This is a genomic window from Streptococcus sp. KHUD_013, from assembly GCF_052588545.1.
The window spans coordinates 1,912,460-1,932,070 of the sequence record NZ_CP186264.1 but is presented as its reverse complement, the minus strand read 5'-3'; the positions used below and the strand labels follow the sequence as shown (position 1 = coordinate 1,932,070).

General features: G+C 43.1%; 21 protein-coding genes. 15 read left to right on the top strand and 6 right to left on the bottom strand.

All coding sequences use genetic code 11. The features are described 5' to 3' along the window. Positions 1 to 32 precede the first annotated feature (32 nt). The 5 genes from ACOXXR_RS09325 (at position 33) to ACOXXR_RS09305 (ending at position 6,797) form a co-directional block, all read left to right on the top strand. On the top strand, positions 33 to 446 hold the full coding sequence (locus tag ACOXXR_RS09325; RefSeq protein WP_129270555.1) for a hypothetical protein: 414 nt from the start codon (positions 33 to 35) through the stop codon (positions 444 to 446). After that, a complete protein-coding gene (locus tag ACOXXR_RS09320; protein WP_414279891.1) occupies positions 436 to 2,253 on the top strand; it encodes an acyltransferase family protein in 1,818 nt (605 codons plus the stop codon). Before ACOXXR_RS09325 ends, ACOXXR_RS09320 begins: the two co-directional genes overlap by 11 nt. A 358-nt stretch (positions 2,254 to 2,611) precedes the next feature. Next, on the top strand, positions 2,612 to 5,263 hold the full coding sequence (gene adhE / locus ACOXXR_RS09315; RefSeq protein WP_118096325.1) for a bifunctional acetaldehyde-CoA/alcohol dehydrogenase: 2,652 nt from the start codon (positions 2,612 to 2,614) through the stop codon (positions 5,261 to 5,263). Between the two features lie 221 nt (positions 5,264 to 5,484). Continuing rightward, a complete protein-coding gene (locus ACOXXR_RS09310) occupies positions 5,485 to 6,534 on the top strand; it encodes a zinc-dependent alcohol dehydrogenase family protein (protein ID WP_023027479.1) in 1,050 nt (349 codons plus the stop codon). A gap of 17 nt (positions 6,535 to 6,551) precedes the next feature. Continuing rightward, a complete protein-coding gene (locus tag ACOXXR_RS09305) occupies positions 6,552 to 6,797 on the top strand; it encodes a hypothetical protein (protein WP_306474560.1) in 246 nt (81 codons plus the stop codon). Positions 6,798 to 7,142: 345 nt separating this feature from the next. On the opposite strand, the gene ACOXXR_RS09300 is transcribed toward ACOXXR_RS09305, so the two are convergent. The 5 genes from ACOXXR_RS09300 to ACOXXR_RS09280 are packed head-to-tail and all read right to left on the bottom strand — an operon-like array spanning position 7,143 to position 8,038. Further along, complete coding sequence (locus ACOXXR_RS09300) at positions 7,143 to 7,304, bottom strand: hypothetical protein (RefSeq protein WP_006595272.1); 162 nt, start codon at positions 7,302 to 7,304, stop codon at positions 7,143 to 7,145. Between the two features lie 12 nt (positions 7,305 to 7,316). Continuing rightward, entirely contained in the window at positions 7,317 to 7,484 is a 168-nt protein-coding gene (locus ACOXXR_RS09295) for a hypothetical protein (RefSeq protein ID WP_023024913.1), read from the bottom strand. An 11-nt stretch (positions 7,485 to 7,495) separates the two neighbouring features. Then, entirely contained in the window at positions 7,496 to 7,663 is a 168-nt protein-coding gene (locus ACOXXR_RS09290; RefSeq protein WP_006595270.1) for a hypothetical protein, read from the bottom strand. 12 nt (positions 7,664 to 7,675) lie between these two features. Then, a complete protein-coding gene (locus tag ACOXXR_RS09285) occupies positions 7,676 to 7,843 on the bottom strand; it encodes a class IIb bacteriocin, lactobin A/cerein 7B family (RefSeq protein WP_006595269.1) in 168 nt (55 codons plus the stop codon). Between the two features lie 21 nt (positions 7,844 to 7,864). Continuing rightward, positions 7,865 to 8,038 (bottom strand): Blp family class II bacteriocin, encoded by a 174-nt coding sequence (locus ACOXXR_RS09280; protein WP_117745137.1) that lies wholly within the window; start codon positions 8,036 to 8,038, stop codon positions 7,865 to 7,867. Positions 8,039 to 8,766: 728 nt separating this feature from the next. Here ACOXXR_RS09280 and ACOXXR_RS09275 point away from each other — a divergent pair. From ACOXXR_RS09275 to ACOXXR_RS09240, 8 genes are all read left to right on the top strand, one after another. Further along, positions 8,767 to 9,465 carry an N-acetylmannosamine-6-phosphate 2-epimerase gene (locus ACOXXR_RS09275; protein ID WP_048717101.1) on the top strand — a complete coding sequence of 233 codons (699 nt, stop codon included), beginning with the start codon at positions 8,767 to 8,769 and terminating at the stop codon, positions 9,463 to 9,465. A gap of 143 nt (positions 9,466 to 9,608) precedes the next feature. Beyond that, positions 9,609 to 10,925, top strand: coding sequence for an extracellular solute-binding protein (locus ACOXXR_RS09270; protein WP_445278470.1), 1,317 nt, complete (start codon positions 9,609 to 9,611; stop codon positions 10,923 to 10,925). A gap of 203 nt (positions 10,926 to 11,128) precedes the next feature. Continuing rightward, on the top strand, positions 11,129 to 12,016 hold the full coding sequence (locus ACOXXR_RS09265; RefSeq protein ID WP_023027490.1) for a carbohydrate ABC transporter permease: 888 nt from the start codon (positions 11,129 to 11,131) through the stop codon (positions 12,014 to 12,016). Between the two features lie 15 nt (positions 12,017 to 12,031). Next, positions 12,032 to 12,871, top strand: a complete 840-nt coding sequence (locus ACOXXR_RS09260) for a carbohydrate ABC transporter permease (RefSeq protein ID WP_048717106.1) — start codon at positions 12,032 to 12,034, stop codon at positions 12,869 to 12,871. A 164-nt stretch (positions 12,872 to 13,035) separates the two neighbouring features. Next, entirely contained in the window at positions 13,036 to 13,488 is a 453-nt protein-coding gene (locus ACOXXR_RS09255) for a YhcH/YjgK/YiaL family protein (RefSeq protein WP_445278469.1), read from the top strand. Positions 13,489 to 13,509: 21 nt separating this feature from the next. Then, positions 13,510 to 14,157: a YesL family protein gene (locus ACOXXR_RS09250; RefSeq protein WP_445278468.1), complete on the top strand. Its 648-nt coding sequence runs from the start codon at positions 13,510 to 13,512 to the stop codon at positions 14,155 to 14,157. A 45-nt stretch (positions 14,158 to 14,202) separates the two neighbouring features. Then, positions 14,203 to 15,120 carry a dihydrodipicolinate synthase family protein gene (locus ACOXXR_RS09245; protein WP_342992200.1) on the top strand — a complete coding sequence of 306 codons (918 nt, stop codon included), beginning with the start codon at positions 14,203 to 14,205 and terminating at the stop codon, positions 15,118 to 15,120. 30 nt (positions 15,121 to 15,150) lie between these two features. Then, positions 15,151 to 16,044: an ROK family protein gene (locus tag ACOXXR_RS09240; protein ID WP_342992201.1), complete on the top strand. Its 894-nt coding sequence runs from the start codon at positions 15,151 to 15,153 to the stop codon at positions 16,042 to 16,044. Between the two features lie 174 nt (positions 16,045 to 16,218). On the opposite strand, the gene ACOXXR_RS09235 is transcribed toward ACOXXR_RS09240, so the two are convergent. Beyond that, a complete protein-coding gene (locus tag ACOXXR_RS09235; protein WP_445278876.1) occupies positions 16,219 to 17,007 on the bottom strand; it encodes a MurR/RpiR family transcriptional regulator in 789 nt (262 codons plus the stop codon). Between the two features lie 318 nt (positions 17,008 to 17,325). Between ACOXXR_RS09235 and ACOXXR_RS09230 the strand changes: the two genes are divergently transcribed. Both ACOXXR_RS09230 and ACOXXR_RS09225 read left to right on the top strand, forming a co-directional pair. Further along, positions 17,326 to 17,649 carry a hypothetical protein gene (locus ACOXXR_RS09230; RefSeq protein ID WP_129270542.1) on the top strand — a complete coding sequence of 108 codons (324 nt, stop codon included), beginning with the start codon at positions 17,326 to 17,328 and terminating at the stop codon, positions 17,647 to 17,649. Further along, positions 17,639 to 19,588, top strand: coding sequence for a V-type ATP synthase subunit I (locus tag ACOXXR_RS09225; RefSeq protein ID WP_445278467.1), 1,950 nt, complete (start codon positions 17,639 to 17,641; stop codon positions 19,586 to 19,588). Before ACOXXR_RS09230 ends, ACOXXR_RS09225 begins: the two co-directional genes overlap by 11 nt. Positions 19,589 to 19,611 lie beyond the last annotated feature (23 nt).

Here is a 19,611-nt window from a genome sequence, read left to right as displayed (position 1 = left end):
AACCGGCTGAAGATAAAAAGAATGAACAGAGTATGGAAAAAATAAAAGAATTATATGAGACCTATAAGGTCTATGTTACGAGAGAGAATATTGAACGCTTGTCCTTGGGGATCATTGTTCTGTCTGCTTTGTGGGTATTTCTTTCCTCCATTCCTTTCGGAGGTGTGTTGACCCTCGATAAGGGAGCTATTCGCTACGACGGAAGTGTCGTCCGAGGCAAGATGAATGGCCAAGGGACGGTGACTTTTGAGAACGGGGACACCTACAAGGGCAATTTTGTCAATGGGACCTTTAGTGGTTATGGAACCTTTACAGCCAAGGCTGGCTGGAAATATGAAGGTGAATTTGTCAATGGCCAACCAGAAGGCCAGGGAACCTTGACGACAGAACAAAATGTCGTTTATAAGGGAACGTTTAAACAAGGAATTTATCAAAATGCGAATTAAATGGTTTTCATTGGTACGGATAACGGGACTTCTTCTCGTTCTTCTCTACCATTTCTTTCAAAAAGTTTTTCCTGGTGGATTTATTGGAGTCGACATCTTCTTTACTTTCTCAGGATTTTTGATTACGGCTCTTCTAATCGATGAGTTTGCCCGTCATCAAAAAATTGATCTCAAGGGCTTCCTCAGACGACGCTTCTACCGGATTGTACCTCCTTTAGTCTTTATGGTCTTGCTGGTCATGCCTTTTACCTTCTTGGTCAGACGAGACTTTATTGCTGGGATTGGGACGCAGATTGCAGCCGTTTTTGGCTTTGTGACTAACTTCTATGAGATGTTAAGTGGCGGAAGTTACGAAAGTCAGTTCATCCCCCATCTTTTCATTCATACTTGGAGTTTGGCTCTTGAAGTTCATTACTACGTCCTCTGGGCGCTCTTGGCTTGGTTTTTGGGTAAAAAAGCTAAATCAGTTGGCCAATATAGAGGCTATATCTTCCTATCTTCGACAGGTCTCTTTTTGGTGACTTTCCTGACCTTCTTTGTCGGAGCGCTGGTCACCAAGAATTTGTCCAATGTCTACTTTTCTAGTATCGCTCACGTCTTTCCTTTCTTTGTGGGGAGTGCTTTAGCGACAGTGACAGGGATTACAACGACCAGCCCAAATCTTACTCAATTAGTGAAGAAGCTATCTCTACAGAAGACGTTAGCGATTTTAGCGGGTGCTTTTCTAGTTTTGTTGGTCTTGACCTTTATCCTTCCCTTTGATAGTGTTTGGACCTATTTATTTGGCTTTTTAGTAGCAACTCTTGCTGCATCTGTGATGATTGTGATGACGCGTGTCCTTCATGAAAAGACACCAGATCAGAAAGAACCAGCAGTGATTACCTTTATTGCAGATACAAGTTATGGGGTTTATCTCTTCCACTGGCCATTTTACATCATCTTTTCTCAATTAATGACCAATGGCTGGGCTTCTCTATTAACAGCGCTTGTATCCTTTAGTCTTGCTGCCTTGAGTTTCTATATTATTGAACCAACCTTGGCTGGACGTGAACCGAAGATTTTTGGGATCTCGATGGATCTCAGAAGTTTCACGAAACCACTCTTTTACAGCGCGATTCCCTTGACCTTGCTCATGTTTGGGATTGCACTCTTTGCGCCACGCGTCGGAGCCTTTGATGAAAACCTGATTACCGAAGGGCTTCGTCAATCCGACAGCAAGATGCAGATCACGCGTGCCCAAGTTGACAATGCTTCAGCGACTTCCTACAATGTATCAGATGGCGTGACCATGATCGGGGATTCTGTAAACCTCCGGGCATCAGATTATCTGAAACAAGTACTGCCAGATATCCAATTAGATGCTTTGGTGAGCCGCAATCTGGACTCAGGCTTAAAAGTATATGAAACGGATATTGCCAATAGAGTCTTGCTCAAGAACGTGGTAATCGCACTTGGAACCAACTCTTCTAATAATTATCAAGAATTGTTGGATAAGTTTGTTCAAGAACTACCAAAAGGACATCGCTTAATCTTTGTGACCCCATATGATGGGCGTGAAGCTAATGATAGCAATAGCGTTACCGTTCAGACTCGACAGTATCAGCTGGAATTGGCTAAAAAATATGACTATGTCTATGTAGCAGACTGGTACCAAGTGGCTGTCGATAATCCAGAGATTTGGGCTGGAACAGATAATGTCCACTTTGGTTTAGAATCAGATGGTTCCATCGATGTTGGAGGAAACTTGTATGCCAACGTCGTGAAAGAAGCAGTTGATCAAGCCAATCAGGGGCCGGTTAAACCCTAAAATTTACTATATAATTTAAGCAATTTTCACTTGAAGAAAATTGCTTTTTTTAGTAAAATTAAGAAAACGCTTACAAAAATTGCGTGAAAATATTTGTTTGTGAAATTGAAGTGCGTTCTCAAAAAATTCCTTCAATTTTTTCTTGAAAATACTCCTGTATAGAAGGAGAAGGAGGGTTCATGGAAAAAAGTTAAAAAAATCTTTGTGAAACTATTTACAAATTTTCTAAAATAGAGTACAATAATATTGTGAAAAAATTAACAAATCGAAATTTCTTACACTATTCTTGAAAGTTTCTGAAAACAGGAAAAAGTTCCGGAAAAGGATAAGGGTTTCAAACATTGGAGGAAAGCATCAAATGGCTGATAAAAAAACTCTCTCACCTGAAGAAAAGAAACTCGCTGCTGAAAAACACGTAGACGAGTTGGTGCAAAAAGCACTTGTTGCGCTTGAAGAAATGCGCAAATTGGATCAGGAGCAAGTAGACTACATTGTGGCGAAAGCATCTGTAGCAGCTCTTGACGCACACGGTGAGCTCGCTCTTCATGCCTATGAAGAAACTGGTCGTGGAGTCTTTGAAGACAAGGCGACTAAGAACTTGTTCGCTTGTGAACACGTAGTAAATAACATGCGTCATACGAAAACAGTTGGTGTCATTTCAGAAGATGATGTCACTGGTTTGACCCTTATTGCTGAGCCTGTCGGAGTTGTCTGCGGGATCACTCCTACAACCAACCCAACTTCAACAGCAATCTTTAAAGCATTGATTTCCTTGAAGACACGGAACCCTATCGTCTTTGCCTTCCACCCATCCGCTCAAGAATCATCTGCTCATGCGGCACAAATCGTCCGCGATGCAGCGATTAAAGCAGGAGCTCCTGAAAACTGTGTGCAATGGATTACGCAACCATCTATGGAAGCAACCAGTGCCCTTATGAACCACGAAGGAGTTGCGACTATCCTTGCGACCGGTGGTAACGCCATGGTTAAAGCAGCATACTCATGTGGGAAGCCAGCTCTTGGGGTCGGTGCCGGGAACGTTCCTGCCTATGTTGAAAAATCAGCTAACATCCGCCAAGCAGCACACGATATCGTTATGTCTAAATCATTTGACAATGGTATGGTTTGTGCGTCTGAACAAGCGGTCATCATCGATAAAGAAATCTACGATGAGTTTGTTGAAGAATTCAAATCTTACCACACTTACTTCGTTAACAAAAAAGAAAAAGCCCTTCTTGAAGAGTTCTGCTTTGGTGTGAAAGCTAACAGCAAAAACTGTGCGGGTGCGAAATTGAATGCGGACATCGTTGGGAAACCAGCAGCATGGATCGCTGAACAAGCCGGCTTCTCTGTACCAGAAGGAACCAATATCCTTGCGGCAGAATGTAAAGAAGTTGGCGAAAAAGAGCCTTTGACTCGTGAAAAATTGTCACCAGTCATCGCTGTCTTGAAATCTGAAAGCCGTGAAGACGGAATTAACAAAGCTCGCCAAATGGTTGAATTCAACGGTCTTGGTCACTCAGCTGCCATCCATACAGCAGACGAAGAATTGACCAAAGAATTTGGTAAAGCAGTTAAAGCCATTCGTGTGATCTGCAACTCTCCTTCGACTTTCGGTGGTATCGGGGATGTTTACAATGCCTTCTTGCCATCATTGACACTTGGATGTGGTTCTTACGGACGCAACTCTGTTGGGGACAACGTTAGTGCCATCAACCTCTTGAATATCAAAAAAGTCGGACGCCGGAGAAATAACATGCAATGGATGAAACTTCCTTCAAAAACATACTTTGAACGTGATTCAATTGAATACCTACAAAAATGTCGTGACGTTGAACGTGTCATGATCGTTACAGACCACGCTATGGTAGAGCTTGGTTTCCTTGATCGTATCATCGAACAGCTTGACCTTCGTCGCAATAAGGTAGTTTACCAAATCTTTGCAGACGTAGAACCAGATCCAGATATCACAACTGTTGAACGTGGTACAGAGATTATGCGTGCCTTCAAACCAGATACTATCGTCGCTCTCGGTGGTGGATCTCCAATGGATGCGGCTAAAGTAATGTGGCTCTTCTACGAGCAACCAGAAGTGGACTTCCGTGACCTTGTACAAAAATTCATGGATATCCGTAAACGTGCCTTCAAATTCCCATTGCTTGGTAAGAAGACTAAATTTATTGCGATTCCAACAACATCTGGTACAGGATCTGAAGTAACGCCATTTGCCGTTATCTCTGATAAAGCAAACAACCGTAAATACCCAATCGCTGACTACTCATTGACACCAACCGTTGCTATCGTAGACCCTGCTTTGGTATTGACAGTTCCAGGATCTGTTGCGGCTGATACTGGTATGGACGTGTTGACTCACGCGACTGAAGCTTACGTATCACAAATGGCTAGCGACTACACTGATGGTCTTGCTCTTCAAGCCATCAAACTTGTCTTTGAAAACTTGGAAAGCTCAGTGAAGAATGCAGACTTCCACTCACGTGAGAAAATGCATAACGCTTCAACTATTGCTGGTATGGCCTTTGCGAATGCCTTCCTAGGTATTTCTCACTCAATGGCTCACAAGATTGGTGCGCAATTCCACACCATTCACGGACGGACCAATGCGATCTTGCTTCCATACGTTATCCGCTACAACGGTACACGCCCAGCTAAGACAGCAACATGGCCTAAGTACAACTACTACCGTGCAGATGAGAAGTATCAAGACATCGCTCGTATGCTAGGACTTCCATGCTCTACACCAGAAGAAGCAGTTGAAGCTTATGCAAAAGCTGTTTACGAACTCGGTGAGCGCGTAGGTATCGAAATGAACTTCAAAGCACAAGGAATCGATGAAAAAGAATGGAAGAAACATTCTCGTGAATTGGCCTTCCTTGCTTACGAAGATCAATGTTCACCAGCTAACCCACGTCTTCCAATGGTAGACCATATGCAAGAAATCATCGAAGATGCATACTATGGTTACAAAGAACGTCCAGGACGTCGTAAATAAGGCGCTACTGAACAAATGATGTTTATCAGCTATCCCTCGCTCAAAAGAGCGGGGGATTTTTCTTTATCTTAACGCTAGAAATTGATTTTTGAGACCTGAAAACTATCTTTTAAAGAAATCTAATAAATATGTTGCAAGCGCTTGCTTTGTATGTTATAATATTCACAAAGTAAAAACTGTAATAAAATGGTTTGATGAAACCAACAAAAAAGGAGTCGCTTATGAAAGCAGCAACATATGTATCCGCAGGAAATCTTCAGTTGATTGATCAACCAAAACCAGTGATCAAGAAACCAACTGATGCGATTGTTCGTTTAGTGAAAACGACCATTTGTGGAACAGACCTCCATATTTTGGGGGGTGATGTTCCAGCTTGTAAAGAAGGGACCATCCTGGGTCACGAAGGAATTGGGATTGTCGAAGAAGTCGGCGATGCGGTTACGAACTTTAAGGTAGGAGACAAGGTTATTATCTCTTGCGTAACAGCTTGTAACACTTGCTACTATTGTAAACGTGGCCTACCTTCCCACTGTGAAGATGGGGGCTGGATTCTTGGTCACTTGATCAACGGTACCCAAGCAGAGTATGTCCATATCCCTCACGCAGACGGCAGTCTCTATCATGCACCTGCTTCTGTAGATGACGAAGCCCTGGTTATGCTCTCTGATATTCTGCCTACTTCCTATGAAATTGGTGTTCTCCCTTCTCACGTGAAACCTGGAGACAATGTTTGTATCGTTGGTGCAGGGCCGATCGGTTTGGCAGCTCTCTTAACCGTACAATTCTTCTCACCAGCTACCATTATCATGGTAGACTTGTCAGAATCTCGTCTCGAAGCTTCTAAGAAGTTTGGAGCTACTCATACCATCTGTTCAAGTGATATTGATGAAATCAAGGCCTTTATCAATGAAGTGACCGATGGCCGTGGTGTCGATATCTCCATGGAATGTGTGGGCTATCCAGCAACCTTCGATGTCTGCCAAAATATTATCTCTGTCGGCGGTCATATTGCCAACGTCGGAGTGCATGGGAAACCAGTTAGCTTCAATCTTGATGACCTTTGGATAAAGAACATTACGCTCAACACTGGTTTGGTCAATGCCAATACAACTGAGATGCTTCTTAACGTATTGAAATCTGGTAAGATTGATGCGACGAAGTTGGTGACCCACCACTTCAAGCTTTCAGAGGCAGAGAAGGCATACGAAATCTTCAAACATGCTGGCGAAAACAATGCCTTGAAAGTCATTATTGATAATGACCTCAGCTAAGAAGGCTCAATCGTTTGATGCTGAAACAAAAAGGACAGGAACAGTTTCATGTTCCTGTCCTTTTTAACAGATATCATCGTGAGTTCTGGTTGGACTTCCATTTCTGGCTCTTGGTCTTACTTTTAGTGGCTGTAGCTATGACGACACAGGATCCGCTTTCGGTTGTTAGCCTTGCTTATCTTGCTTTTGTAGGGATTTTGATTCTTCTTCAGGTCTTTCAACCGCAGGTGTCCAATCGCCAGCATCCAGCATCCAGTAGGTAGCTACCATTTCAATTGGGACTTTTATCGTGACACAGACTGTATATTGATCTCTTTTTATTGGCTGGTCTCTTAGAAGGTCCGTTTACTTCAACGGATATAGTTTATTGGATTTTGCTCGGGGCATTCGTCGTCTCTATTGGCTTTGTGTTTGTCGTAAAGGAAAAACCGATTCAAAAAACGGCCTAGTGCATTGAAAGTTCTAGAAGACATTTATTTGGGATCTCTCTCCTCGATGATGAAGAGGGAGAATAGAAAAAGGTCTTGCTTCGTTCATACGAAAAAATCCTAGCTTTTTTAAAAGCTGGGATTTTTTGTACTGTTTAGTGAGATGATAAAGAAGTGTTACTATTTGCCTCGTTTGCGAGCGTATTCGTCAAAGGCGCCAGCGAAGGTTCCCATGAGTAGGGGAGTTGCGATTAGTCCAACAGTGATCCATACGGATCCACCATCTACATGGCTGAGTTCCTGCTCGGACAAGCTTCTAAAACGTGTTTCTTCGAGTTTCATGCTTGCTCCTTTCTAGTGCATGATGCCATTGATGATACTACGGCCAAAATCACGTCCGGAATTGTATAAAATATTCCATGTTTGAACGATGAATTTTGCCGAGTCAAAGACGGAGGCTCCTCCATCAATGGTCGCCAGTTCAGCTTCCGTTAGGCAAGTATAATGGATGCTTGTATCCATAAGTGTCCTCCTTAATGTAAGATCGTGTAGAGTAAATCAATTGCCTCGTTGAGAATGGTGAAAGTGACCATGAAGGCAATAGCAAATTTAGGAAAGTACCCTTCTACCTGTTTGGGTGCTTTTTTATCAAGAATGCAGTATCCTGTCAAAAGGATGAGGGTGATAAATACCAGACTCATAGGTCTCCTCCTTTACCATTTCCGTGTCATATTACTATGAAATGCATCGATCAGTTTTGTTGTCCCGATATAAGCAGAAGAAAAACCGTAAGCGAAAACTAACAGAAAAGGGAGTCCTCCACCATTAATATCACTTAATTCTTCATGCGTGAGATCTTTAAATTGTACTTGGTCTATCATTGCTTTTCTCCTTCAAATTAATTATTTAAATGCTCCCCAAATGGCAGTTCCGACAGCTGTTACACCACCAGCAATAGAGCCAGATAGATAGGGATGAGCAATGATCCAAGCGATCAATGGGATAGCTCCCCCATCGACTTGTGTCAATTCTTCTTCTGTTAAGGGTGTGAATTTTTGTGTGAATTCTGTTGTCATTTAATTTTCCTCTTTCTTTCTTGTTTGTCGCCATCTAGCATCAACTGCTAGATAGATTGTAGCCACAATGGCTAAATTAATCTGTGGTTGAAATGCAATCAGGTGTGCATCATGTAAAACAGTTAATGCGATGATGATTGCAAAGATTATAGTGTGGATAGGCCATCTCATATTTTAATAATCCTAATTCTTATTGAGAAGCAAAGCTAGGGTAATTTTCCAATAGAGCTAGCTTGTATGGGTAGCCTTTTATTCATCTTGTGTCAGCTAAGCTGATTAGATGAAGCAAGGATAAGGTCAATAGCCAATGCTGTGTTTTTCTTACGTTTCAAGGTTTTAGTTTAAAACAACATCAATGAAAGCAAGATTAATAGAACAAAAGCTTTGGTATTCTTTTTCATGTTTGGTATTCCCTTTCCTTATTTATTTACGGAAGAAGTAATACAAAAACCATGGGATGATAATGGGAGTATAGTACATCTGAGGTCCTCCTTTCTTTTTGTTTGGTCACTTATACTATTCGTATAAAAATCTGGAAATGGAAAAAATTTCTTAAAAAATTTTAGAATGTTTGCATCTCTGAAACTAGTTTCAGAGGAATGGAAGAATAGTTTAAAATATGAAACTATTATCAAAATGGCTCCAGAATATTGTAAGCGCTTTAAAAATACTATATAATAACCTTACAAGTACTCGAGTTGACGTAATAAACGAAGGAGATGGAATGTATGTCCAAGATCACAAAAGAAGAATTAATTCAACAGATCAAAGACGGCATTATCGTTTCTTGTCAGGCGCTTCCTCATGAACCTCTCTACACAGAGGCAGGAGGTGTGATTCCTCTCTTGGTCAAAGCAGCTGAGCAAGGAGGGGCGGTTGGAATCCGGGCGAATAGTGTCCGTGATATCAAAGAGATCAAGGAAGTGACAAAGCTTCCGATTATCGGGATCATCAAGAGAGATTATCCTCCTGAAGAACCATTCATTACTGCTACCATGAAAGAAGTAGATGAATTGGCCGAATTAGATATCGCAGTGATTGCCCTGGATTGTACCAAACGTCCGCGTCATGACGGTCTATCGATTGTCGACTTTATCCAGCAAGTGAAGGAGAAATATCCTGATCAACTCTTGATGGCAGATATCAGCACTTTTGAAGAAGGCTTAACAGCTGTCGAAGCAGGGGTTGACTTTGTCGGAACAACCTTATCGGGCTACACAGATTACAGCCCGAAAGTAGACGGACCGGACATTGACTTGATTCGCCAACTTTGCCAAGCGGGTGTCGATGTAATTGCGGAAGGTAAGATCCACTATCCTGCACAAGCCAAAGAAATTCATGACCTGGGTGTCAGAGGGCTTGTGGTAGGGGGAGCTATTACGCGACCTAAAGAAATTACAGAACGCTTCGTTGCGGCTTTAAAATAGAAAAAAGAACAGTAAAAAGAGACAAGGAGGAAGCTAGGAAGAGAGAAATCATCCAGTAGAAATGAGAATATTTAATAATCACCGTCCTCAGTGAGGATATACTAAGTAAGAGAAATCTTACCGCAAACGTGAGGAGAAATCACATGAAAATGAAAAAAGTACTGTGCTCGTTGGTAGCTGGTGCAGCGGTGCTAGCACTTGCAGCTTGTGGATCTGGAGGAGGATCTAAGTCTGAATCTTCAAGCGATAACTCTGGTAAAACAGAAATCACTTGGTGGGCCTTCCCAGTCTTTACTCAAGAGAAAGCTGATGATGGTGTAGGAACCTACGAAAAATCAATTATCGAAGCTTTCGAAAAAGCCAATCCAGATATCAAAGTCAAACTAGAAACCATCGACTTCAAATCTGGTCCTGAAAAAATCACGACAGCTATTGAAGCAGGAACTGCTCCAGACGTGCTCTTTGACGCACCAGGGCGGATTATCCAATACGGTAAAAATGGTAAATTGGCTGATTTGAACGATCTCTTTACAGAAGATTTTGTAAAAGATGTCAACAACGACAATATCATCCAAGCTAGCAAGGCTGGCGACACTGCCTACATGTATCCAATCAGTTCAGCACCATTCTACATGGCCATGAACAAGAAAATGTTGGAAGATGCAGGAGTTCTAGACCTTGTCAAAGAAGGCTGGACTACAGACGACTTCGAAAAAGTCTTGAAAGCCTTGAAAGACAAAGGCTACACACCAGGATCCCTCTTCAGTAATGGTCAAGGTGGAGACCAAGGTACTCGTGCCTTTATCGCCAACCTTTACGGTGGTTCTGTAACAGATGAAAAAGTAACCAAGTATACAACGGATGATCCAAAATTTGTCAAAGGTTTAGAAAAAGCATCTAAATGGATTGAAGACGGTTTGCTTATGAACGGTTCCCAATTTGATGGTGGAGCAGACATCCAAAACTTTGCCAACGGTCAAACTTCTTACACTATCTTGTGGGCACCTTCACAAAACGGTATCCAAGCTAAATTGTTGGAAGCAAGTAAAGTTGAAGTAGTCGAAGTACCATTCCCATCTGATTCAGGCAAACCAAAATTGGAATACCTTGTCAATGGTTTTGCAGTCTTCAACAACAAGGATGAAAAGAAAGTAGCAGCAGCTAAGAAATTTGTTCAATTCATCGCTGATGACAAAGAATGGGGTCCTAAGAACGTTGTTCGTACAGGTGCCTTCCCAGTTCGTAGTTCATTTGGTAAATTGTATGATGACAAACGGATGGAAACCATCAGCACTTGGACTAAATACTACTCACCATACTACAACACAATCGACGGCTTTGCAGAAATGCGTACACTTTGGTTCCCAATGTTGCAATCTGTTTCAAACGGGGATGAAAAAGCAGAACCAGCTTTGAAGACCTTTACTGAAAAAGCAAACGAAACGATCAAGAAAAAATAGATCATCTATGAAACTCAAATGATCCTTTCATAGAAATAAGAAAGCATAGGCCCCCTCGATTTCTTATCTCCATGTGTAGATTGAAAGAGGGGGCCTTCGTGTTTTCGCTCTCCTAATTATCATATGTAGGAAAGGGCAGTGCCATCCATTCCACATAGGAATCAAGGAAAAAATAGAAAAAGAACATCAGGAGGTGCCTTATTGTGAAGGTAAACAAAATCCGAATGAGGGAGACGCTGGTTTCCTACGCATTCTTAGCACCCATTTTAATCTTCTTTATTGTCTTTGTATTAGCACCAATGATTATGGGCTTTGTCACTAGTTTCTTCAATTACTCTATGACCTCCTTCAAATTTGTTGGTTTTGAAAATTATTCCCGCATGTTTGCGGATAAGGTCTTTATCAAGTCCTTGATCAATACCGTTATCATCGTTATTGGATCCGTTCCAATCGTAGTGTTGTTTTCCTTGTTTGTGGCTTCTCAGACCTATCATCAAAATGCCATTGCGCGTTCCTTCTACCGTTTCGTCTTCTTCCTTCCTGTTGTTACAGGGAGTGTAGCTGTTACAGTAGTATGGAAATGGATCTATGATCCACTATCAGGTATTTTGAACTTTGTATTGAAATCTGGACATGTCATCAACCAAAACATTTCTTGGTTGGGGGACAAACACTGGGCTTTGATGGCCATCATCATCATCTTGTTGACCACCTCTGTTGGTCAACCGATCATCCTCTACATCGCTGCTATGGGAAATATTGATAATTCTCTCGTCGAAGCAGCGCGTGTCGATGGTGCGACAGAACTGCAAGTTTTCTGGAAGATCAAATGGCCAAGCTTATTGCCAACAACCTTGTACATTGCGATCATTACGACCATTAACTCTTTCCAATGTTTCGCCTTGATCCAATTATTGACATCCGGTGGTCCAAACTACTCAACGAGTACCCTCATGTACTACTTATATGAAAAAGCCTTTAAGCTCTCTGAATACGGTTATGCCAACACCATGGGTGTCTTCCTTGCAGTGATGATTGCCATTATCAGTTTTGCGCAATTCAAGATCCTCGGAAACGATGTAGAATACTAAAGAAAGGAGCCTCAGATGAAACCAACACAAAAGAAACCCATCACTGCCTTTACAGTGATTTCAACGATCATTTTGCTCCTTTTGACAGTCTTGTTCATTTTCCCATTTTATTGGATTTTGACAGGGGCCTTTAAGTCTCAGCCAGATACCATTATGATCCCACCTCAATGGTGGCCAAAGACACCAACCATGGAAAATTTCCAACAGTTGATGGTACAAAACCCAGCCCTGCAATGGTTGTGGAATAGTGTCTTCATCTCCCTTGCTACCATGCTTTTGGTATGTATGACCTCTTCTTTGGCAGGCTATGTCTTGGCTAAGAAACGCTTCTATGGGCAACGAATTCTCTTTGCTACCTTTATCGCAGCCATGGCCCTTCCAAAACAAGTTGTCTTGGTTCCATTGGTACGCATTATCAACTTTATGGGAATCCACGATACTCTTGCAGCGGTAATCTTGCCACTGGTCGGATGGCCATTCGGGGTCTTCTTGATGAAACAATTTAGTGAAAACATCCCAACAGAACTCTTAGAATCTGCTAAGATCGATGGTTGTGGAGAGTTGCGGACTTTCTGGAGCGTTGCCTTCCCAATTGTCAAGCCGGGATTTGCAGCTCTTGCCATCTTTACCTTCATCAATACCTGGAACGACTACTTTATGCAATTGGTAATGCTGACCTCTCGGCAAAACCTGACCATTTCACTAGGGGTAGCAACCATGCAGGCTGAAATGGCCACCAACTATGGCTTGATCATGGCTGGAGCAGCTTTGGCTGCGGTGCCAATCGTTACGGTCTTCCTGGTCTTCCAAAAATCCTTCACTCAAGGGATTACCATGGGAGCGGTCAAGGGATAAGCCGTCTGTTTGGACAAACGATAGTAGTGTACAGATACTTTTTTCTAGGCTGAGAGGTGTAGGGCTCTTGCAGGCTCTACACCTCATCGGTGCCCTAAAAGGGGCTAGGGAAGAAATCACTTATTTTCTTTTCTCGTCTTAAGAAGTGTCGAAAGGAAAAGTGTATGATATTTGATGATTTAAAAAACATCACCTTTTACAAAGGGATCCATCCCAATCTAGATCAGGCCATTGATTTTCTCTATGAGCATCGGAAGGATTCTTTTGAATTAGGGAGATACGACATTGATGGAGATAAGGTCTTTCTCGTCGTTCAAGAAAACACCCTCAATAAAGAAGAAAGCACTCGCTTTGAGCACCACAAAAGATATGCCGATTTGCATCTTTTGGTAGAAGGACATGAGTTTTCGAGTTATGGATCTCGTGTGACAGGTGAGGCGCTCGCCTTTGATGAAGCATCGGACATCGGTTTTGTCCATTGCCAGGAGTCTTATCCGCTACATCTGGGTTATCATAATTTTGCGATTTTCTTCCCAGGGGAACCTCATCAGCCTAATGGTTATGCGGGTCAAGAAGAAGTCGTTCGAAAACAGTTAGTGAAAATTTTAATCGATTAAGAGAGTCGGAAAGGAGACGGTATGTCACAAAGAGAAACAGGATTGATCAAAACAGTTTTTAATACTGACAATCTGGTGATGCGAATCAGCGAGAAAATAGCGGACTTAGTCACAGTCAATCTTCTTTTTGTGCTGAGCTGTCTGCCGATTGTCACCATCGGGATCGCAAAGATTAGTTTGTATCAAACGGTTTTTGCCATCAAACACCAGCGTCGCTTACCAGTCATTCGGACTTATATCAACGCCTTTCGAGAAAATTGGAAGTTGGGCCTTCAGCTCGGAGGGATAGAGTTGCTCATTTCAGGGATCTGTCTCTTTGACTTGTTCCTCTTTTGGAGTCAGACAGCCTTGCCAATGCAGGTGTTAAAAGCTGTTTGTCTAGGGCTCTTTATCTTCCTCCTTCTGGTCATGCTAGCGGCCTATCCAATTGCGGCGCGTTATCGATTGACTTGGACAGAGTGTCTACAAAAAGCTCTGATTGTATCTGGTTTGTATTTCCCATGGTTCTTCGTTATGGGGGCTCTCTTGTTGCTAGTAGCTATGGTGTTTGTGACTTCTGTCTTAAGCTTTTTACTAGGACTCATGGTCTTCTTCTTGATTGGTTTTTCTAGCCTGACCTTCCTACAGGTTGGATTGATGGAAAAGATATTTGCTCGTTTTAAAGAATAAAAAAGAAAAATAGGATTTGGTAAACATTCGTGAAAGGAGAAAAGAATGTCAGATTTAAAAAAATATGAAGGAGTCATCCCGGCTTTTTATGCCTGCTATGATGACCAAGGAGAAATTAGCCCGGAGCGGGTACGTGCGCTGGTAGAATATTTTATCGCGAAAGGTGTGCAGGGCTTGTATGTCAACGGATCTTCCGGCGAATGTATCTACCAGAGCGTAGCCGATCGTATGCTTGTCTTAGAAGAAGTCATGGCAGTGGCTAAAGGAAAATTGACCATCATCGCTCACGTGGCCTGCAACAATACCAAGGACAGCGTGGAATTGGCACGACATGCAGAAGAGCTAGGAGTAGATGCCATTGCGGCCATTCCGCCAATTTATTTTCGCTTGCCAGAATACAGTGTTGCCCACTACTGGAATGAAATCAGCGCAGCAGCACCAAACACAGACTTTGTCATCTACAATATCCCGCAATTGGCAGGGGTAGCTTTGACACCGAGTCTGTATACAGAAATGTTGAAAAATCCACGGGTGATTGGGGTGAAGAATTCCTCTATGCCTGTTCAGGATATTCAGACCTTTGCTTCTTTGGGAGGCGATGACCATATCGTCTTTAATGGTCCAGATGAACAATTCTTAGGTGGCCGCCTTATGGGAGCAGGAGCTGGTATTGGGGGCACCTATGGTGCTATGCCGGAGCTCTTCTTGAAACTCAATCAGCTGATTGCTGAGAAAGACTTGGAAACTGCGCGTGACTTGCAATTTGCCATCAACGGTATTATCGGAGTCTTGACGTCTGCTCATGGAAACATGTATGGCGTCATTAAAGAAGTCTTGCGGATCAATGAAGGTCTAGAACTGGGATCTGTTCGGAGTCCATTAAGTCCAGTAACTGAAGGAGACCAGGAAGTGGTCCAAAAAGCAGCTAGCTTAATCCGTGAAGTCAAGGAACGTTTCCTTTAAAAAAGAGTGTAAATCGGAAAGGAGAGGTGTATGGCCTATTACCTAGCGATTGATATCGGTGGGACCAATATCAAATATGGTCTGATTGATGAAGCAGAGAATCTGATCGAGTCGCATGAAATGCCGACAGAAGCTGAAAAAGGGGGCCCTGGGATTCTAGGGAAAACCAAAGCTTTGGTAGAATCTTACCTCGAAGAAAATAACATCCTTGGAGTCTGTATTTCGTCAGCTGGGATGGTTGACCCCGATAAGGGGGAAATCTTTTATGCGGGCCCTCAGATTCCCAATTATGCAGGAACTCAGTTCAAAAAAGAAATTGAAGAGACCTATCAAATTCCCTGCGAAATTGAAAATGACGTCAACTGTGCTGGTTTAGCAGAAGTGATGTCAGGGAATGGCCAGGGGGCTCAAGTTGCCGTCTGTTTAACGGTCGGTACTGGCATTGGTGGCTGTCTCTTGATCAATGGGGAGATTTTCCATGGTTTTAGCAATTCTGCCTGCGAGGTAGGTTACCTTCATCTTCAAGATGGTGCCTTCCAAGATTTGGCTTCGACGACAGCTTTGGTTGAATATGTTGCCAAGCAACATGGAGATCCTGTCGAACAATGGAGTGGTCGTCGCATATTCAAGGAAGCGACCCAAGGAAATACCATCTGTATGGCAGGAATCGATCGCATGGTCGACTACCTAGGCAAGGGGCTTGCTAATATTTGTTATGTTGTCAATCCTCAAGTGGTTATTCTTGGTGGTGGAGTTATGGGACAGGAAGCTATTTTGAAACCCAAAATTTCAGCAGCTCTCAAGGCTTCTCTTGTTCCGAGCCTAGCAGACAAGACACAATTGGAGTTTGCGCATCATCAAAATACGGCAGGGATGATAGGAGCTTACTACCATTTCAAACAACAACAAGCTAGACGCAATTAAATCAAAAAAATGCTCACCACTTAGGTGAGCTTTTTTGAATGTAGACAAACTATTGTTTTACATAAAACAGCTAGATAATTTTCAAAAAATGACTTATATTTATAGTCATTTAAGAAGATTAAAAACCAGGAGACCAAGGAAAGGATCCTCAGCTCCTGGTGATAAATCAGAAGACTAGCGTCTACGTGAATCGTAGCCATTGAGTTTTTTGTTTTCCCAATAGCTATTGAAAATTCTTTCTTTACGTTCCCGATCCATTTCGAGGAAGTGAGCATAGATTAAATCAATCATGGTTAAGAAGGGAAGGGTTGCCGTAATACGGTCGATATAGGTGCTTCCAGGTAGAGGAGCAACTGGTAAAATTTCCGTAAAGTCATCTTTGATAGCGTCTGGTTGAGCAGTAAGAAGAACGGTTTTTGCTCCCATTTCTTTAGCATCCAGAAGGCTGTGGATAATCGAGCGGGTAGTTCCCGATAGAGAGAAGGCAATGACCAGGCAGGATTTATCCAAGATACTGGTCGTCCATGCAAAGCCGTCTTGATCGGTTAAGGCCTCGCAAACAACGCCCAATCGTAGGAAGCGAAGTTTCATCTCGGAGGCGACTAGACCCGAACTTCCTTTTCCGAAGAAGTAGACCCGATCTGCTTGAGTGATTAAGTTAGCGACTTCTTTGATTTGGTCATCTTTTGCTAGGGTTTCTGTAGCCTGAAGGACCTGCTGGTAGCGACGCAAGACATCCTGGGTTAATTCGTCGTGCGGGGATTGTTGCTTTTGAGATTTGGTTTCTTCGTTAAAGTGATAAATAAATTCACGGTAGCCTGAGAAGCCACACTTTTGGGAAAAACGGGTCAAAGCGGCTTTTGATACATGCAAAAGTTCCGTCACTCTAGACGAGGAAAGAGAGTGTTGCTGCGCTTCAGGAGATAAAAAATAGCGGGCAATGTCTAACTCTAGCTCCGTCATTTCCTCTTGGTGGCTCTTAATAATGCTTCGGAGATCACGATCTTGTTTCACAGCGGTCCTCCTTTCAACTGAGGTTACACATGGAGAAAATCCTATAATATATTTCACAGTATAACATAAAAAACTGGGATATACAAGGAATACGACCAGCGAACGACTGAAAGAAGGAACAGAATCCGCATTTTTCTTTGGAATCATTTTGGAAAAAAATAAGCTCTGGAAACAAAGGAAAGACGCTGAAAAAAGTTGATGAAATATGTTATAATTTACACAAGAATTTGTTCCTTCTCGTAAAGGAAGAGGTAAGGAGGTGGAGTGATGGCCAACGCAACTCTCGAAATGATGCAAGAGATTGAAATGGCGGCAGAAGCCGTTGTCGCAAGTTACGAGGATCAGGTCCAAAATTTGCGCCAACAGCTAGGTGATCACCTACAGGAGGTAGCAGCATCCTATGACAAAGAGACCGCCAAGCTAGTCGCAGAGCGGGAAGAGTCCTCGAAAGCGACGATTGCTAGCTTGGAAGCTGACCTGGCAGTGACCAGTCAACGCAATGACGAAAAGGTGCAGCAAGCTATGACAGATAAGCGCGCAGCTTTGGTAGACGAAATTGTAGAAAAGGTGGTAGCAACCTATGGCAATTAGTCCAATGCAACACCTTTCTCTGGTTTTGCCCACAAATCTAATGGACGAGCTTCTCTTGTCGCTCCAGTCAGAGGAGTCGGTCCAAATCTATGATTTGAGCGAGCAAGAGGATTGGCAGGTTGCCTTTCAGACGAGTGATGGGTCCAAAGGATCAGCTCTAAGAATGGATGAACTAAGCCGTCGGGAAGAGCAGTTAGAAAAGGCCATACAGGCCCTGGAGCCTTTTATTCCTCAGAAGAAGGGATTAGAAAAACTAAAAGAAGCTCCCTTGTCCTTGTCTTTTCACGATTTAGAGTCTCATGGGGTCATCCGTGATGAGCAACGTCTTTTACAGTCCGTACAAAAACAATTGGCTGTCTTAGCAAAGGCTCGGGATCGCATCCAGCAAGCCCAAGAGGAAATCACCTCTTTAGAAAAATGGGCTGCCTTGACGACAACACCTGACCAGCTCAAGCGTTTCCGTTATGTTCGTGGCTTAATCGGTACCATTCCGAATAGTGAACAGGATCAGGCGCGACAAGCCTTGCTGGCTCATCCAGATGTAGAAGTCGATGTGGTCTTTAGCTCGGAAACGGAGCATGGGGTGGTAGTCTTGTATAAGTCTGGGGATTTAACAGACCTTCAAGATACGCTGACCAGTTCGCATTTCAAAGAGTTTGATTACCAAGGAGAAACGCTACCAAAAGAACGTTTGGAGCAACTCAAGAGAGAAATCAAAGAACAAGGTGCTGTCGAAGCAGCTACGTTGGAAACGCTCAGTCAAGCCAAGGAAGACCTCAACCAGCTCAAGTATCAACTCGATTATGTCTTGAGTCTAGGAGCCCGGGAAGAGGCCAAAGGCTCTCTTGCCAGTACAGCTCATTTGGTTGCCCTAGAGGGATGGATTGAAACTACTCAACTAGAAGCTTTAAAAGCCAAACTTCAAAAGGAGTTTGGGAACCAAGTCGTCTTGCAGACACGTGAAGTCGCTCAAGAAGAATGGGACCAGGTGCCCATCAAGCTGAAAAACAATGCCTTGGTGGAGCCCTTCGAGTTAGTGACAGAGATGTATGCCTTGCCCAAGTATTACGAGAAAGATCCAACGCCAATCGTCTCTCTCTTCTACTTTGTTTTCTTTGGCATGATGGTAGCGGATATCGGCTATGGCCTCTTGTTAACGCTGGCAACTGGTTTTGCTTTAAAAGCTTTCCAGCTACGGCCGAGCGTAGCAAAAAACCTTCGCTTTTTCTGCCTCTTAGGAATCTCGGTAGCCCTTTGGGGAGTCGTATATGGTTCCTTCTTCGGCTTTGAGATGCCCTTTGCTTTGATCAGCACGACCACCAATGCTATGACCATCTTGATCCTATCGGTTGTCTTTGGTTTCATCACCGTTTTGGTTGGTCTCTTCCTAGGAGGGATGAAAAATGTCCGCCTGAAAGACTATACGGAAGCCTACAATGCAGGCTTTGCCTGGGTCTTGATCTTATTAGGTTTGATGCTCTTAGCAGTCGGGAATATCCTACCAGGCTTATCCTACCTAGTTCCCATTGGCCAGTGGCTAGCTATTCTCAATGCGATTGGGATTCTGGTGGTGTCCATTGTCAGTGCCAAGAAATTATCAGGATTAGCAGCAGGTTTGTTTAACCTCTACAATGTTAGTGGCTATGTCGGAGACTTGGTCAGCTTCACCCGTTTGATGGCGCTCGGTTTATCTGGGGCTAGCATCGGGTCAGCCTTTAACTTGATTGTCAATCTCTTCCCGACTCTGGGACGGTTCACAGTCGGCCTTATGCTCTTTGTCCTTCTCCATGCCATCAACATGTTCCTGTCCTTCTTATCAGGCTACGTGCACGGGGCTCGTTTGATCTTTGTCGAGTTCTTTGGCAAGTTCTACGAGGGTGGTGGCAAACCCTTCCGACCTCTAAAACCGTCGGAACGCTATGTCAAAACAAAAAAATAATTCAGTAAATCAATCATAAAAAA

Excerpts from the sequence above, each read along its gene's own strand:
- ACOXXR_RS09325 (WP_129270555.1), top strand. The coding sequence starts at position 33 with ATGGAAAAAATAAAAGAATTATATGAGACCTATAAGGTCTATGTTACG.
- ACOXXR_RS09320 (WP_414279891.1), top strand. The coding sequence starts at position 436 with ATGCGAATTAAATGGTTTTCATTGGTACGGATAACGGGACTTCTTCTC.
- adhE (WP_118096325.1), top strand. The coding sequence starts at position 2,612 with ATGGCTGATAAAAAAACTCTCTCACCTGAAGAAAAGAAACTCGCTGCT.
- ACOXXR_RS09310 (WP_023027479.1), top strand. The coding sequence starts at position 5,485 with ATGAAAGCAGCAACATATGTATCCGCAGGAAATCTTCAGTTGATTGAT.
- ACOXXR_RS09305 (WP_306474560.1), top strand. The coding sequence starts at position 6,552 with ATGCTGAAACAAAAAGGACAGGAACAGTTTCATGTTCCTGTCCTTTTT.
- ACOXXR_RS09300 (WP_006595272.1), bottom strand. The coding sequence starts at position 7,304 with ATGAAACTCGAAGAAACACGTTTTAGAAGCTTGTCCGAGCAGGAACTC.
- ACOXXR_RS09295 (WP_023024913.1), bottom strand. The coding sequence starts at position 7,484 with ATGGATACAAGCATCCATTATACTTGCCTAACGGAAGCTGAACTGGCG.
- ACOXXR_RS09290 (WP_006595270.1), bottom strand. The coding sequence starts at position 7,663 with ATGAGTCTGGTATTTATCACCCTCATCCTTTTGACAGGATACTGCATT.
- ACOXXR_RS09285 (WP_006595269.1), bottom strand. The coding sequence starts at position 7,843 with ATGATAGACCAAGTACAATTTAAAGATCTCACGCATGAAGAATTAAGT.
- ACOXXR_RS09280 (WP_117745137.1), bottom strand. The coding sequence starts at position 8,038 with ATGACAACAGAATTCACACAAAAATTCACACCCTTAACAGAAGAAGAA.
- ACOXXR_RS09275 (WP_048717101.1), top strand. The coding sequence starts at position 8,767 with ATGTCCAAGATCACAAAAGAAGAATTAATTCAACAGATCAAAGACGGC.
- ACOXXR_RS09270 (WP_445278470.1), top strand. The coding sequence starts at position 9,609 with ATGAAAATGAAAAAAGTACTGTGCTCGTTGGTAGCTGGTGCAGCGGTG.
- ACOXXR_RS09260 (WP_048717106.1), top strand. The coding sequence starts at position 12,032 with ATGAAACCAACACAAAAGAAACCCATCACTGCCTTTACAGTGATTTCA.
- ACOXXR_RS09255 (WP_445278469.1), top strand. The coding sequence starts at position 13,036 with ATGATATTTGATGATTTAAAAAACATCACCTTTTACAAAGGGATCCAT.
- ACOXXR_RS09250 (WP_445278468.1), top strand. The coding sequence starts at position 13,510 with ATGTCACAAAGAGAAACAGGATTGATCAAAACAGTTTTTAATACTGAC.
- ACOXXR_RS09245 (WP_342992200.1), top strand. The coding sequence starts at position 14,203 with ATGTCAGATTTAAAAAAATATGAAGGAGTCATCCCGGCTTTTTATGCC.
- ACOXXR_RS09240 (WP_342992201.1), top strand. The coding sequence starts at position 15,151 with ATGGCCTATTACCTAGCGATTGATATCGGTGGGACCAATATCAAATAT.
- ACOXXR_RS09235 (WP_445278876.1), bottom strand. The coding sequence starts at position 17,007 with ATGACGGAGCTAGAGTTAGACATTGCCCGCTATTTTTTATCTCCTGAA.
- ACOXXR_RS09230 (WP_129270542.1), top strand. The coding sequence starts at position 17,326 with ATGGCCAACGCAACTCTCGAAATGATGCAAGAGATTGAAATGGCGGCA.
- ACOXXR_RS09225 (WP_445278467.1), top strand. The coding sequence starts at position 17,639 with ATGGCAATTAGTCCAATGCAACACCTTTCTCTGGTTTTGCCCACAAAT.